Raw genomic sequence first — 15,535 nt, forward strand, 5'->3', positions numbered from 1 at the left:
TATACTTTGAGAATGCTTACTTTCTGAGCAAAAAGCGGCCGGTTTACCTTTTTGCGCCTGTTCCCGTACTAAGCTGGTAACCCTTAACTAAATCCGCGTATGACTTTCTACTCCACCCACCCCGAAGATCTTTTCCTGGATGCTGCCCGAAAAGGCGATGTTGCCTACCTGAAGCAAGTTATCGCGTCGGGTATAGACATTGAAACCCGTGATGCACGCGGCTACACGGCCCTGATACTGGCCGCCTATAACGGCAACCTGGAGGCCGTAAACGTTTTGCTGGAGGCCGGTGCCGACGTAAATGCCGCTGATGCAGGCGGCAACACAGCCCTGATGGGGGTTAGCTTTAAAGGCTATGATGACATTGCGAGGCTGCTGATCTCCAAAGATGCCAACCTGAACCTGCAGACCGGCAACGGCGGCACGGCCCTGATGTTTGCGTCTTTATTCGGCCGAAATGTGCTCGTGAAAACCTTGCTCGATAGCGGGGCCGATGCCACCCTACGCGACATTCGCGGCCTCACCGCTTTCGACCTGGCCATACAACAAGGCAACGAAGAGGCGCTGAAGCTGTTTCAGGAACACGCCAGGCAACTGCGGGAAAACACAGAAGCCAGGCCTACTGAATAAAGTATAGCCTGGCTTCTTAGAGCAAGTATGTGAGTATAATATTACGCTTCCTGCTTCTCCAACTGAAACAGTGTGCTAAGTCCATTTAGTAATTCTTCGGATTCACCGCGCATGCAGGCAGCCTTCAGTTCTATGGCGGGCAGCTTCACGATCTTGTTCAGCATACTTTTGGTGATGGCCTCTACAGCCGCTCTCTCCGCATCGCCCAGGTTTTTGAGGTAGCGCGCCAGTTCCTGCTGGCGTATCTCCTCCAGGCGGCTCTTAAATTGCTGGAGCGCCGGCGACATGGCCATTTCCTTGGTCCAGGTCTGAAATTCTGCCACCGTGTCCACCACAATTTCCTTTACTGAAGGAATGGAGGCAATGCGCCTTTCCAGGGCTGCGGTGGAGCGGTTACGGATGTTGTCGATATTGATCACACGCACGCCTTCCAGCGTTTCCAATTCCGCATCTATACTTCGCGGCATGGACAGGTCGATAAAGAACTTGGCCTTGCCTGCCTCATGGTTTTGCAGGGCGCTTTTGCCGATGAAGAAACAATCGCCCGGAACGGAAGAAACCACCACTTCTGCCTTCTGCACCTCTTCCCATACTTGCTCCCAATATACGGCTGTGGCCTCTGTTTTCTGGGCCAGTTCCAGCGCCTTGTGGTGCGTTCTGTTAGCGATAACCACGTTGCGGATAGAAGACTTGCGGAAGTTGTCGCACACGTCTGCGCCTATCTCCCCTACCCCGATCATGAGCACGCGCGGGTTTTCCATTCCTCTGGTCAGTTCCTCCACCAGTTCTACCGTGGCATAAGATACAGAGGCAGCCCCGTCGCGGAAAGCAGTTTCGTTTACCACCTGCTTGTTGGCGGCGAAGATAGTGTGCATCAGGCGGTGCAGAAACGGTCCGGCCATGTTGGCATCAGCCGCCCACTGGTAAGCTTTCTTCACCTGGTTCATTATCTGCATATCGCCCACCACCTGCGACTCCAGGCCCAGCGCCACATAAAACAGGTGCTGCACAGCCTCCTCGTGGCCGGTTATACTTTTAAAGTATGGCGACACATCTTTTGTGGCAATAAAGCCCTTCTCAATGGCGATGAGTTTGATCAGCTCTTTGGAAAGGTCCTTCTCTGAAGCATAGTATACCTCGGTGCGGTTGCAGGTAGAGAGCACGAGCACATCGCGGGCTTCCGTAAACTCGCCGATCTTGTCGAGCAGGTTCTTACAGGCTATTTCATTTAGCGATACTGCCTCGCGTACGGCAATGGGTGCTACTTTGTAGGATAGTGTAAGGGCCCTGAATGTTTGCTGCATGGTGTTGTGTCTCATCATTTACGCTGCAAATTTCAGCAATCTGCTCTTTCAGCAACATGACATTTGTCAATTTATGGGGCGTTTTATATCAGTTTAAAGTATAAGATGCTGGTTTTATACTTTAGTTACATTTTTATAGTGATTTCTAGTCGGATTTGTATGCTTGTCTGAATCAGGATTTGCAGGATTTATGGATAAACTGGATTTTATAGTTAGGCTATACTTCAAACTTTAAAGATAGCTGTTCCCTGAGTTCCCCCATCGCTGGCGCTGGTTTGCAACCCGTGCTTACTATGATGTTGGGTTTGTAACCCAACTGGCTTGAGAAACCATACTTTATACTTTGGCTATACTTCCAGCTTATACTTTATGCTTCTGAAATGCATTTATACTTCCGGTCTATACTTCCCCCATCCCGAACCAAGCTATACTTTCAAATCACCGTTCATCCTCTAGTTCCCACAAACCTACCTTTCCATAGCTTGCTTTCTGCCCTCCCAGGCCGGGAGGCCTCGCCTTCGGGCATCGCGCTGCTTTCGCTTCCTTTGCTCCTGACGTCGCAATGCCCTTACGGGCACCGGAACCTCTCGAGGCGCTCCACCCAAAGGCTGGGATAAGGTCGATAGCTGCTGCCCTTGCTGTCATCTCGACCATCGGGAGAGATCTGTTTAGAATTCCAGCCAGATCTCTCGCGCTGCTCGAGATGACAGGGAGAAAATAATTTATACTTTGTAGGGACAGGTCGCGACCTGTCCGCGCGAGAACGGAGGCTATAAAACTTATACTTCAGCCAGAGTAACATCAGGCTCCCCTCCTTAGCCAAGGAGGGGCTAGGGGTGGTTGGGCCCGGTACTGCAGAAATCCTGCTCATCCCCAAATCCTGTAAATCCTGATGCAGACAAAGTATAAAGTATAACCAACGTCAGACACTCGCGGGATTTTCGGACACCGCGAGGCCGAAGCTTTTGTGCAACACCTTAAAGCAAGGCAATCGGACTCGAAACGCTCTAAATACAAACAGAGACGCATTTCATTGCGTCTCTGTTTGTCTATTGAACACTAGCTAGAAGATTAATTCCGCATGCGCTCCAGCTTTGCCTGGTTCAGGATGGTGATGCGGCTGCCCTGGCTGTCGATCAGTTTTTCGTCTTTAAAGTCGGCGAGGGTGCGGATAACGGTCTCCTTGGATGCGCCCACGATGCTGGCCAAATCGTCGCGGGAGATGGTGATCTGCTGCACGCTGCCCTGCTCGCGCTGGTACTGCTTCTCCACCAGCAGCAGCGCCTCGGCCACGCGCTTACGCACCGAGTTATAAGCCAGTTTCAGCAGGCGCTCCTCACGGTCGGCCAAGTTGTCGGAGAGAATTTTGATGAACTTGGCCGCTACATCGCGGTTGCGGTGCAGGAGCGAGAAGAAATCGTCTTTTGGGATCACGTAAACTTCGGAGTCCTCCAGGGCCATGGCCGATTCGCGGTAATTGGTTTCCTCCAGCAGGTCCAGATAGCCTATAAACTCGCCTTCTTTGTAAAGGTGGGTGATGTACTCCCTTCCCTCCTCGTTCGATTTAAAGGTTTTGATGCGACCCTTGTTGAGCAGGAAGAGTGAGTTGGGCCTGTTGCCCTCCATAAACAGGTATTGCTTTTTCTTAAGTATGGAAGTGCGCCGCTCCGATGAAATCAGTTTCTCCAGCTCCTCATAGCCCCTGGCTTCCTCTATAAACTCCTCCATGCCCTCTGCCGTCTTCCGGAAGTTGGTTTTCAGGATGTCGTTCTTCTTCAGGCGCATTTCAATGGCATCGAGCAACTCCACATCGTCAAAGGGTTTGGTCAGGTAATCGTCGGCGCCTAGGTTCATGCCTTTGCGGAAGTCCTCTTTCTCTGTTTTAGCCGTCAGGAAAATGAAGGGGATACTTGCCGTGGCGGGCTCTTTGCTGAGCAGGTGCAGTACGCCATAGCCATCCAATTGCGGCATCATGATATCGCAGATGATCAGGTCGGGCTGTTCTTTTCGGGCCAGGTCCACGCCTACTCTGCCGTTCTCGGCCTGCAGCACGTTATAGTTAGCCAGTTCCAGAATTTCAGCCGTGTTTTCCCTGATCTCAGGGTTGTCTTCTATCAATAAGATCTTTCTCATGCTTCAGCAATGTTTGGAAAAGTGATGGTGAATGTGGTACCCTTGTCGAGCTCGCTTTCATAGGTAAGCGTCCCGCTCAGAATCTCTACATACTTTTTAACGATGTTCAGGCCCAGCCCCGTTCCCTGTATATTGGTTACGTTCTGAGCGCGGAAAAATGGTGTGAAGAGGTGTGTCTGGTCGGCTTTCGGAATGCCGATGCCTTCGTCCCGTACCTGCACCGTAAGCGTCTCGTCGTTCAGGTTCGTGTCCAGGTATATCGTTTTGCCTTCGGCAGAGTACTTGCTGCCGTTGGAGAGCAGGTTCAAAAATATGTTCTTGAGCAGCTGCTTGTCTATGGTTACGGTATCCACGGAGCCGCTGTGGTGGTAGGCAATATGCTGGCCTTTTTTCAGGTAGCCGTTCATCTCCTCCACTGTTTCGCGGGTAAAGGGCTCCAGGTGAAAGGTGCTTGGCACATTGTAAATGCGGCCCTCCTCTATGCGGCTGATGGAGAGGAAATCGTTCAGGATGGAGGTAAGGTTGCTCACCGCTGATTTTATCCTGTCCACGTGCTTTTGTCTTTTCTCGTCTTCCTGCTCGGTTTTATACTTGCTCAGCAGCGAGGCCGATGACAGGACCGTACTCAGCGGCGTCCGGAACTCGTGCGAGGCGATAGTCACGAACCTCGACTTGAGCTCGTTCAGCTCCCGCTCCTTCTGCAGTGCCTTCTGTATCTCATGCTGGGCCTCTTCCAGGCTTTGGTTCGTGAACTCAAGTTCCTTGATGGCCTCTGCCAGTTCCTGGGTGCGCTCCTCCACACGCTGCTCCAGTTCCTCGTTCAGCTTCTGGATTTCGGTAAGGCTTTTGGCGTGCTCCAGGCTATAGCGTATGGAGCGCTCCAGGTCGAAGGGGTTGAACGTCCCTTTTACCAGGTAATCCATGGCCCCAACCCGCATCGCCCGCTCATCGGTTTCGCGGTCGCTCTGCCCGGTCAGAAGTATAAAAGGGGCTTTGGAGCCCTCCTTCACGGCTTTCTCAATCAGTTCCAGTCCATTATGGGCTCCCAGGAAAAAATCCACCAGGTACACGTCATACTTCTCCTGCCGTATCAGCTCCAGCGCCTCGTCGAACGAGGAAGTCCAGTCGAGCAGGTAATACCGGCCGGGGATGTCGTCCATTATATCACGGGTAATGATATAATCGTCCTCGTCGTCATCAACCAGCAGTACTTTGATCTTATCAGGCATAGTTTTAGTTAGAGAGTTGGGGAGTTAGAGAGTTGGGAAGTTAGAGAGTTAGAGAGTTTAGGAGTTTGGGAAGTAAAGTCGCTAAAAGCAAGCCATGTGCAGCATCATAATACTCCCTTCTGACTCTTAAACTCTCTAACTCTTAAACTCTTAAACTCCTAAACTCCTAAACTTCTTAGGGTTTTGGCAATTCAACAATTTCGAACCAGTACTTGCTCAGCGTTCGCATCACGTCTACCAGCGAGGCAAAGGTTACGGGTTTGGTGATGAAGGAGCTCACGCCCAGGTCGTAGGTGCGGAGGATGTCTTCCTCGGCTTTGGAAGTGGTGAGCACCACCACCGGAATCACCCGCAGGCGCTCGTCGGATTTTATTTCCTTCAGCGCCTCGCGCCCGTCTTTCTTGGGCATGTTCAGGTCCAGCAGAATCAGGCCCGGGGTAGGGTACTGCTCTTTGTCGGCATACTTGCCGCGGTTGTGCAGGTAATCCAGCAGTTCTTCCCCGTTTTCCACAAACTGCACCTGGTTTTTCAGGCGGCTCTCGTCGAGAGCCTCTTTTACCAGCATGCGGTCTTCTGCGTCGTCGTCAGCAATAAGTATCACTATAGTTCTTCTGTTGTTTGGAATCATAACTAGTTATTGAATTGCTTCTTCGCTAAGGTTATAATAAAGGTGGTGCCCTCGCCAGGCTTGCTGCGGGCCGTGATGTCGCCACCATGGCGGATGGCAATTTTACGGCAGATGGCCAGCCCTATGCCGGAGCCCTCATACTTTTGCCCCTCCAGGCGCTGGAAAATATTGAAGATGCGGTCCAGGTACTTCTCGTCGAAACCAATGCCGTTGTCCTGGATCCGGATCTCCACCAATTCATCGCCCGGTGTAGAGGTTAAGTGCTCCTTAAGCTGCAGGTCGCGGGAACTGATGTGTATCTGCGGCGCCTTGCCTTCCTTCCGGAACTTGATGGCGTTGCTGATCAGGTTCTGGAACAGCTGGCGCAACTGGGTGGGGTCGGCATCGATGACGGGCAGCGGCGTATGCTCTATCCTGGCCCCGGTGTTTTCGATCATGATCTCCAGGTCGGAGAGCACCTCACGCAGCACCTGCTCCAGGTCCACCTGCACATAAGGTTTGGCTTTGGAGGTAACCCTGGAGAAGTCCAGCAGGTCGTTGATCAGGTTCTGCATGCGCATGGCCGCGTTCAGCATCCGGTCCACGTAATCCTTTCCCTGGTCGCTGAGCTTTTCGTATTCCTTCGTCTTCAGCCTGTCGCCGAAGGCCTGTATTTTACGGAGCGGCTCCTGCAGGTCATGCGACGAGACGTAGGCAAAATCCTGCAGCTCGCGGTTGCTGCGTTCCAGTTCGGCAGCGTAGCGGCGCAGGCGTTCCTCACTCAGCTTCTGCTGTGTAATGTCGTGAATGAACCCCGTGTATACTTTGCGGTCGTTTAGCATTACCTCGCTTATACTTAGGTAGAGCGGAAAAACAATGCCGTTCTTCTTGAGGCCGGATACCTCGCGGCCAATGCCGATGATGCGCCTTTCGCCGGTCTCGTGGTAGTGCTGCATGTAGTTATCGTGCAGGCTGCGGTCCGGCTCGGGCATCAGCATGTTTATCTTCTGCCCAATCAGCTCGCGCTCCTCGTACTGGAAGAGCTTCGCAGCGGCCGGGTTCACCATCTCAATCACCCCCCGCGTATCAATGGTGATGATGCCATCCACGGCCGTCTGGATGATGGAGTTGATGCGGCTCTCGCTCTCGCGCAGGGCGGCCTCGGTTTTCTTCAGGGCGGTGATGTCGTGCACAATGCCGGTGAAGATGGTGCGGTCCTCGAGCTTTACCTCGGCGATGCTCAGGAAGAAGGGGAACAGCTTGCCGGTCTTCTTTTTTCCCAGCACTTCGCGCCCTTTCCCTATAATCTGCCCCACACCGGTGCGCATGTAGCGGGCAATGTAGCTGTCGTGCAGGCTGTGGTCGGGCTCGGGCATCAGCATACTCACGTTCCGGCCGATCATCTCCTCCGGCTCATAGCCAAAGATGCGGGCTGCTGCCGGGTTCGCGCTCTCCATTATACCGCGTGTGTCTATGGTGATGATCCCATCCACGGCGGTTTCGATAATGGCCTTCAGCCGGCTACGGCTTTCCAAGCTATGGTCCTTCTGCTGTTTTTCTTCCAAAGGGGTGTGTTTTTACTATAAAGATAAAGACAAATGCGGCATCCTGCAAAACCGCATACATTAATAAATATACATATAAAATGACGTATGTCATTCGTGTTGCTGACGCTACTCATTTAAGCCGCCCCGGCATGTGCCTACCTTGTGAAACCGTTTTCCCGATGTTCTGGGGCCTGCTTTCGAACGTGCCTGCCACGGCAGTTATACTTCGGCAAAGCGGGAAAACACTTAAACATACGATATTTCTTCATTTTATACTTAGTTCTACTCAACCACCATGGTTCAATCTTCTCCGCACACATTTCACATCCCGGTAATGGGACTTGCTTTCTCCATTGACACTGCGCTTAAAGTGGCCCGGTTTGGCATATCCTCTGTTGCCTCGCTCAGCGACGATGCCCTCCTGGAATACACCCGCGAGCATTACAGCAAGCTCTACAACAAGCCATACTTGCCCATCACCCAGAAAGAGGAGGATTACAGGGCCCGCCGTGTGGAGGCTTTCCTGAACCTGGCCGATGAGCTGGTGGCACAGCAGGTGGAAGAGTTGCGTCAGCAGGAGTTCGAAGCCGACACAGAGCTGACAAAATACTTTACCCTGCTGCCCGATGCCTCTCCGCTAAAGGTGAAGTATGAGCAGATGCTGCAAACCCAGGATGCACAGCAGAAAGAAGCGTTGCAGCAGCAGCTCCGCAGCGTCGTGGTGCCCGGAAGTATAGATGTGAACATCATGACGAAGCTGGACCGCGTGAACTATGGCAAAAACGGAGAGCCGCTGCCGCAGGAGTATACCGATGCGCTGGCTGCCCTGCGCGGGTTCGCCAAAAGCACCGTAAAGTCGTCCATTATATTCTCGGCTGGCATGAACATGCGCCTTTACGGGTATATGGAGCAGTTTCCTTGCTTTTTACCAGATGCAGCCGGTAATTTCCAGAAGAAAGTGATTATCAAGGTAAGCGACTACCGCTCGGCAATGGTGCAGGGCAAGATATTGGCCAAAAAAGGTATCTGGGTATCGGAGTTCCGGATTGAGTCGGGGCTGAACTGCGGCGGCCACGCCTTTGCCACCGACGGCTACCTGCTCGGCCCCATCCTGGAGGAGTTCAGGCAAAGCCGTGAGGCCCTGCGCGAGGAGCTTTACAGCCTCTTCAGCTCGGCGCTGGCCTCCAAGGGAATCCATGTTCCCGTTACCATTCCGGCGCAGCGCCTGACCGTGCAGGGCGGCATCGGCACGGCAGAGGAAGACACCTTCTTAAGGCAACACTATGGGGTGGATGCCACCGGTTGGGGAACGCCGTTCCTGCTGGTACCCGAGGCCACCACGGTGGATGAGCCTACGCTGCAGCAACTGGTAAAGGCCACCTCGGATGATCTGTACCTGAGCCCGATCTCACCACTCGGCGTGCCCTTTAACGCCATGCGCGGCACCTCCAGCGAGCAGCAGAAGCTGGACCGCATCGACCGCGGCAAGCCCGGCAGCCCCTGCGAGAAGAAGCACCTGGTCTCTAACACCGAATTCACGGATGAGCCCATCTGCACTGCCTCCCGCAAATACCAGCGTCGCAAGCTGGAGCAGCTGAAGGCACAGCAACTGGCCCCTGAAGTATACCAGGCCGAAGAAGCCAAGGTACTGGCCAAGGAATGTCTTTGCGATGGCCTGGCTACCTCTGCCCTGCTGCTCTTTAACATGACCAAAAAGGCGGCGACCAAGGCTGTCACCATCTGCCCCGGCCCGAACCTGGCGTACTTCTCGGGTATCTTTAAGCTGCACGAGATGGTGGGCCACATCTACGGCCGGTTTAACGCGCTGAACCAGACCTACCGCCCGCACATGTTCATCAACGAGCTGGCCATGTATGTAGACTACTGGACCAAGAAGAAAGAGGAGCAGCTGGAAGAGCTGACGGATAAACAACTAAAGTACCTGCAAACCTTCCGTGACAACCTGCAGCAGGGCATTAGTTACTACAAACAGCTCATTCCGGCCATGCTTAAAGACCAGCTGGAAAAGCAAGCCATCATGCTCGACGAACTGATGGCGGTCGAGGACCAACTCCAGTTTCAGAAACTGGAAAAAGCGGTGGCCATTTAGCGCCCTGCAAAGTATAAAGGCCGGTTATTGCCGGCCTTTATACTTTTTATACTTGTTTATACTTTTTTACTGAGGCTGCTGCAGCACTACCACTGAGCGGGCCGCCACCTCCAGGGTTTTGCTGTAGACAAACTCCTCTCCCTGCTCATCCATCGTTCCGGTGGCCGTGTCAATTACCTTACGCCAGGTTTCGCCATACTTCTTGGGCGGCAGTTTATACTTCAGCGGCTCGTGGTGCGCGTTGAAGATGACATAGAAGCTGTCGTCTGTTATCTGCTCGCCCTTCGGGCCTCTGGAGTGCAGGCCCTTGCCGTTCAGGTATACTCCCAGCGACTTGGCGAAGTCATGGCTCCAGTTCTCCTCCGTCATCTCGCGGCCCTCCGGCAGAAACCAGGCAATGTCCTTTAAGTTGTTGCCTTTAATGGGCCTGCCCTGAAACCACCCCCTGCGGTTAAACACCGGGTGCTTCCTGCTGAAACGTATCAGGCGGCGGGTAAAATCCAACAGCTCCTTGTCGGCCTGCTGCCAGTCAAGCCACGAGATTTCGTTATCCTGGCAATAGGCATTGTTGTTGCCCTGCTGACTGCGGCTTAGCTCGTCGCCGGCTACCAGCATGGGGACGCCCTGCGACAGGAACAAGGTCGTGAGGAAATTGCGTTTCTGCTGCGCCCGCAGTGCCAGCACTTTCGGATCGTCCGTCGGGCCTTCCGCGCCGCAGTTCCAAGATCGGTTGTGGCTCTCGCCATCGTTGTTGTCTTCTCCGTTGGCCTCGTTATGCTTCTCGTTATAAGACACCAGGTCGTGCAGCGTAAATCCATCGTGGGCGGTGATAAAGTTGATGCTGGCCGTCGGGCGGCGGTTGTCGTTCTTGTACAGGTCGGAACTACCTGTGAAGCGCTCGGCAAACTCGGCCAGCATGCTGTCGGCCCCGCGCCAGTAATCGCGGATGCAGTCGCGGTACTTGCCGTTCCACTCGGCCCAGTCCTGCGGAAACTCCCCTACCTGGTAACCGCCCTCTCCAATGTCCCAGGGCTCTGCAATCAACTTTACCTGCGAGATCACCGGGTCCTGGTGGATGATGTCGAAGAAGGCGCTCAGGCGGTCCACCTCATGCAGCTCGCGGGCCAGGGTAGCCGCCAGGTCAAAGCGGAAGCCGTCCACGTGCATCTCCAGAATCCAGTAGCGCAGGCTGTCCATGATCAGGCGCAGCACGTTGGGCAGGTTGGCGTTCAGGGTGTTGCCCGTGCCTGTATAATCCATGTAGTAGCGTTTGTCCTCTGTCAGGCGGTAGTACGCTGCATTATCAATGCCCCGGAAGGAGAGCGTCGGGCCCATCTGGTTCCCCTCGGCTGTGTGGTTGTACACCACGTCCAGAATCACCTCGATGCCCGCCTTGTGCAGCTCCTTCACCATCTGTTTAAACTCCACCACCTGCTCGCCGTGGGTACCGCTGCTGGAGTAGCGCACATCGGGGGCAAAATAGCCAATCGTGTTATAGCCCCAGTAGTTCGAGAGCCCTTTCTCTACCAGGTGCCTGTCGTTGATGAAGTGGTGCACCGGCATCAGCTCTACCGCTGTTATGCCTAAATCTTTCAGGTACTGAATCGTCACCGGGTGGGCCAGTGCCGCATAGGTGCCCCTTATCTCCTCCGGGATGTCGGGGTGCAGTTTGGTAAAGCCCTTTACATGCGTCTCGTAAATGATGGACTTATGGTATGGGATGCGGGGTTTTCTGTCGCCCTCCCAGTCGAAGGCCGTGTCTATCACCACGGATTTAGGGATATACGGTGCGCTGTCTGTTTTGCTGAAGCTCAAATCCTCCTCCGCATGCCCCAGCTCGTACCCAAAAAGCGAATCGTGCCACTCAATGGTGCGCGAGATAGCTTTGGCATAGGGATCTAGCAAGACCTTGTTGGGGTTAAACCGGTGCCCGTTCTGCGGCTCATATGGCCCATGTACACGGTACCCGTAGAGTTGGCCGGGCTTCAGGTCAGGCAGGTACACATGCCAGATGTTGTGGGTTCGCTCCGGCACCTCCAGACGGGCAGTTTCAGATTCGTCCTTATCAAAAAGACAGAGCTCTACCTTGGTGGCATTCTCTGAAAAAAGTGCAAAATTTACGCCCTCTCCATCCCAGGTGGCGCCCAGCGGGAAAGGCCTGCCGGGGTAACTTTTTATATCCATAAATTATCAGTGGTTAGTAGGTGGAGATGCTGCAGGTTTTAAAAGTATGGGAATGAGAAGCTATACTTTTCAGGGGCAGCATCTGCAATTTGTACAACGGTTATACTTTAACCACCGGAATTTGTTTGCCGATTTATACTTTGCGGGATTGGTTAAGGGTATTATAGTTTTGGGCAGGGTTTATACTTTAAAAGTGTGGTGTAGGTAGGGTTTCAGGCTGAAAAGCGCGAACTTTAAACGACACCCATAATTCCCGGTTTAAACTTTCTCTGGCGCAAGCGTCCGCTTGTACCTTTTTTACTTGCCTGTCTCTTCTTTCTAGCCGCCGCTTCCCGCGACTTGAACCAAGCTATCTTTGCTAGCTCCCGTTCATCCTCCAGCCCCACCAACCTATCGTTTCATTTATACTTTGGAGCTCTCAAGCCCGAGAGGGCTCGCCTTGGGGGTAGGGGCCCTCGATAAGGGCATCGCGCTGTCTACATTTCCTTTGCTACCCTTCGGTCGCAATGCCGCCACAGCGGCACCGGAAATCTAGAAGGCGCTCAACCCAAAGGCTGGGATAAGGTCGATAGCCGCTGCCCCTGCTGTCATCTCGACCCTTGGGAGAGATCTCTTTAGGATTCCGGATAGTACTCTCGCACTGCTCGAGATGACAGAGAAAGTAGCAAGTGTAATTCCCCTCCTCGGAGGGACTGTGGGTGTTTTATACTTTGTAGGGACAGGTCGCGACCTGTCCACGCAAGAACTAGTGCCGCAAAGCTTATACTTCAGCAAGAGTAACTACAGGCTCCCCTCCTTAGACTACCGAGAACGGGAGTTCGAAGGTAGCGAGCGTAGCTCTGAGGGGATAAAGGGGTGGTTGGACCCGGTCCTGCTGAGACTTGCTTGCCTGAGACAAGGAACATCCGCCCTTGCTGTCATCTCGACCTTCGGGAGAAATCTGAAGAGAATTTCACCCAGATCTCTCACAGCTACGCTGGCTCTCTTCGGCTCCCGCCTCGAGAGTACTCGAGATGACAAAGAATAAATGAAGTATAAATTATACCCTTGAGAACAAGTGACAACAGGAGTTTTTCATTTGCGAGCAGCACTCAACAGGAAGCTTCTCCATTTTTGTCATCCTGAAAGGATCTTGTGGGCCAGTTGCACAAGCCTAACCACTAGTGTGAAGCAGCCCTCTATCCCAACAAGTTTTCTCAACAAAGGATACTATAGCTATACTTCCCAGAACAGTATCCCCTACGTAACTGAGAATTCTTGTGAACAACCTCCCCTGATCTGACAGTGGAGGTACAGATTACTAACCACACCCCCCTTACTTAACATAACAATCCTACTAAACCCTATCCACATCAAGCTCCTTTATCTCCCGCTTATAGGCAGGCGGAAGTATAAGCTCTTTTAAGAGGCGGTCGCCGTTGAATGCCCGGCTTAGTTTGTAAGCCACCAGCACGGGTTTCAGGATGGGCACACGCCAGAGGTTCAGCTGAGCCCGCACCAGTTCGGGCACTACCAGCACCTGCGCCTGCAACAGCAGCCAGTAGCGCAGGTTACCCAGGTGCGCCCTGTACTGGCGGTACAGGTCAGAAGTATAGGTACTCCGTTGCAGGTTCTGCTGCAGGTGTTCCTCCCTTGCCTGTTGCCACGCGCTGTAGGTTTCCGGCAGGCCGTTTATGCCCATGCGGGTGCCTACACGGTTAAACACCTCAAACACCTCAGCCCTTTCAGCGGTTGTCAGGCGGCGCTCCAGCAACTCATAGGCCCGAATGGAGTAATCGATGAGCATAAAAAGGACGTCCCGGTAGGCCCAGTCGGGGATAGAATAGCCGCGCTTGGCCTCCACCCCGGCATGGATAGCGGCCATACCGTCGATGGCACGGTGGGCCCCTGCCTCATCCGAGAAAACAATGCGGCGGGCGTAGCCTACCGTGGAGAAGAGCCTGCCCAGCGGATCGGCGGGAAGGCGGCCGGTAAAGTATAGCCAGTCCACTGCTTTGTTCAGGGCGAACTCTGCGGAGGCACCGGCAAATATGAAAAGGATGGTGTCGCTCTTGCCCCAGATTTGGCGCACCACCGAGTTTGGCTGCACAAAATGCTTCATACCTGCCTAACAAGACCAAGGTATAAATCGTGCTGCAGAACGGTGGCCAAAGTATAAATCACAGCAGCACTTCCCGCACATGCTTTAGCTCCTCCTCGTTGTCAATCATCACCATCAGTTTGTCGTAGGGTTCCAGCACAGTGGCTCCGTTGGGCGTCACAAATTTACCGCCCCTGTCGATAAGCACGATGAGCGAATTTTTAGGCATCTGCAACTGCACCAGCGACTTACCGACGCCTGAGGCACCCGGTCCTAACTGCAACTCCACCAGTTCGTTTTTGGCGTTGTAGCCCAGCTCCTCCCCCAATTGCAGGCGCTTGGGTGCATTGTCCTCCTCGCTCAGTCCCAGCCATTCGGCTACCACTTTCAAGGTGGTGCCCTGCAGCATCACCGAGATCAGCACGATGAAGAACACGATGTTAAAGATCATCCCCGCCTGCTCCACGCCGGCCAGCATGGGATACGTGGCAAATAGGATAGGCACCGCGCCACGCAAACCCACCCAGGAAATGTAGATCTGCTCCCTGAAGGACACCTTAAAAAAGATAAGGCTGACAAATACGCTGATAGGCCTGGCAACGAAGATAAGGAAGACGGAGATGAGCACCCCTACCCCCAGCACCGGCATCACCTGCGATGGGAACACGAGCAGGCCCAGCGTAAGGAACATCAGGATTTGCATGAGCCAGGCCACCCCATCATAAAAGCGGGTGAGGCTGCGCTTGTGGATGAAGTTCTTGTTGCCAAGTATAACCCCAGCCGTATAGACGGCCAAAAACCCGTTGCCGCTTATGAAAGCCGTAAAAGCGTAGGTAAACAGCACCATCGCCAGCGTCAGGGCCGGGTAAAGCCCCTCCTGCTCCAGGCTGATGCGGTTGATAACCCAGGCCATGATGTAGCCCATCGCCACGCCCATCAGCGCACCGATGCTCATCTGCATAAAAAACATGGGCACCAGGTTGACAAGCGCAGTACCAGGGTTGGTGAGCAGAAACGTGAAGCTGATGGTGAGGAAATAGGCCATCGGGTCGTTACTGCCCGACTCCAGTTCCAGCGTGGGCCGCAGGTTGTGCTTGAGGCCGATATTGCGGGAGCGAAGGATGGAGAAAACGGCCGCGGCATCGGTGGAGGAAACGATGGACCCGAGCAGCAAACCCTCCAGTAGCGTAAAACCGAGCAGGTAGGAGGCAAACACGCCCAGTAGTAAGGCTGTTATTAATACCCCAAAGGTAGACAGCACGATTCCCCGCCACAGCACGGGCCTGGTGCTTTGCCACTTCGTGTCAAGTCCTCCCGAGTACAGGATCAGGACCAGGGCAATAGTTCCCAGCGACTGCGCCGTCTGTACATCGTCAAAGTATATCCCGCCTAAGCCCTCAGACCCGGCCAGTATGCCCACACCCAGAAAGAGCACCAGTGCCGGAATGCCCAGCCTGCCCAGGCTCTTACTAACCAGTATGCTCAGGAACAGCAGAATGGCAACAGCAAAGAGGATGTCTTCAACGGTAAAACTCATACATGACTTTTATACTTTTAGGATTTACACCACTCTTACGCTACGAGTTTAAAAAAATTTGCCAGCCCCGCCCTTCTGGATAAAGGCATGATTCTATAGTGCAGCAAGTATAATTCCCGGATAATGCTTTTCGCCGGCTACAGGAGGAGCGAAAACGTAAAGGCACTGGAGGAT

The 15,535-nt window shown here is 53.6% G+C and carries 11 protein-coding genes; 3 read left to right on the forward strand and 8 right to left on the reverse strand.

The window, feature by feature from the left end; genetic code table 11:
- Positions 1 to 99 precede the first annotated feature (99 nt).
- Positions 100 to 630: an ankyrin repeat domain-containing protein gene (locus tag C8N40_RS12975; protein WP_108212199.1), complete on the forward strand. Its 531-nt coding sequence runs from the start codon at positions 100 to 102 to the stop codon at positions 628 to 630.
- Between the two features lie 41 nt (positions 631 to 671).
- Here the strand turns inward: C8N40_RS12975 and hemA are convergent, their stop codons facing one another.
- Positions 672 to 1,934: a glutamyl-tRNA reductase gene (hemA, locus tag C8N40_RS12980; RefSeq protein WP_108212396.1), complete on the reverse strand. Its 1,263-nt coding sequence runs from the start codon at positions 1,932 to 1,934 to the stop codon at positions 672 to 674.
- A gap of 321 nt (positions 1,935 to 2,255) precedes the next feature.
- Here hemA and C8N40_RS23315 point away from each other — a divergent pair, with 321 nt between their 5' ends.
- A complete protein-coding gene (locus C8N40_RS23315) occupies positions 2,256 to 2,390 on the forward strand; it encodes a hypothetical protein (RefSeq protein ID WP_281259523.1) in 135 nt (44 codons plus the stop codon).
- Positions 2,391 to 3,005: 615 nt separating this feature from the next.
- Here C8N40_RS23315 and C8N40_RS12990 read toward each other — a convergent pair.
- From C8N40_RS12990 to C8N40_RS13005, 4 genes are all read right to left on the reverse strand, one after another.
- Positions 3,006 to 4,067 carry a response regulator gene (locus C8N40_RS12990; protein WP_108212201.1) on the reverse strand — a complete coding sequence of 354 codons (1,062 nt, stop codon included), beginning with the start codon at positions 4,065 to 4,067 and terminating at the stop codon, positions 3,006 to 3,008.
- Positions 4,064 to 5,296: an ATP-binding response regulator gene (locus tag C8N40_RS12995; protein WP_108212202.1), complete on the reverse strand. Its 1,233-nt coding sequence runs from the start codon at positions 5,294 to 5,296 to the stop codon at positions 4,064 to 4,066. Before C8N40_RS12995 ends, C8N40_RS12990 begins: the two co-directional genes overlap by 4 nt.
- 175 nt (positions 5,297 to 5,471) lie before the next feature.
- Positions 5,472 to 5,924, reverse strand: a complete 453-nt coding sequence (locus C8N40_RS13000) for a response regulator (protein WP_211318111.1) — start codon at positions 5,922 to 5,924, stop codon at positions 5,472 to 5,474.
- Positions 5,925 to 5,926: 2 nt separating this feature from the next.
- Positions 5,927 to 7,468: a sensor histidine kinase gene (locus C8N40_RS13005; RefSeq protein ID WP_108212203.1), complete on the reverse strand. Its 1,542-nt coding sequence runs from the start codon at positions 7,466 to 7,468 to the stop codon at positions 5,927 to 5,929.
- 277 nt (positions 7,469 to 7,745) lie between these two features.
- On the opposite strand from C8N40_RS13005, the gene C8N40_RS13010 reads away from it, so the two are divergent.
- Positions 7,746 to 9,560 (forward strand): hypothetical protein, encoded by a 1,815-nt coding sequence (locus tag C8N40_RS13010; RefSeq protein ID WP_108212204.1) that lies wholly within the window; start codon positions 7,746 to 7,748, stop codon positions 9,558 to 9,560.
- A 66-nt stretch (positions 9,561 to 9,626) separates the two neighbouring features.
- On the opposite strand, the gene glgX is transcribed toward C8N40_RS13010, so the two are convergent.
- From glgX to C8N40_RS13030, 3 genes are all read right to left on the reverse strand, one after another.
- Positions 9,627 to 11,744: a glycogen debranching protein GlgX gene (gene glgX, locus C8N40_RS13015; protein ID WP_108212205.1), complete on the reverse strand. Its 2,118-nt coding sequence runs from the start codon at positions 11,742 to 11,744 to the stop codon at positions 9,627 to 9,629.
- 1,336 nt (positions 11,745 to 13,080) lie between these two features.
- Positions 13,081 to 13,845, reverse strand: coding sequence for an oxygenase MpaB family protein (locus C8N40_RS13025; RefSeq protein WP_108212207.1), 765 nt, complete (start codon positions 13,843 to 13,845; stop codon positions 13,081 to 13,083).
- 58 nt (positions 13,846 to 13,903) lie between these two features.
- The gene (locus C8N40_RS13030) at positions 13,904 to 15,361 is read right to left on the reverse strand and encodes a potassium/proton antiporter (RefSeq protein WP_108212208.1); all 1,458 of its coding nucleotides are present in this window, start codon (positions 15,359 to 15,361) and stop codon (positions 13,904 to 13,906) included.
- Positions 15,362 to 15,535: the final 174 nt, after the last annotated feature.

It is taken from the genome of Pontibacter mucosus, assembly GCF_003054055.1.
Lineage (GTDB): Bacteria > Bacteroidota > Bacteroidia > Cytophagales > Hymenobacteraceae > Pontibacter > Pontibacter mucosus.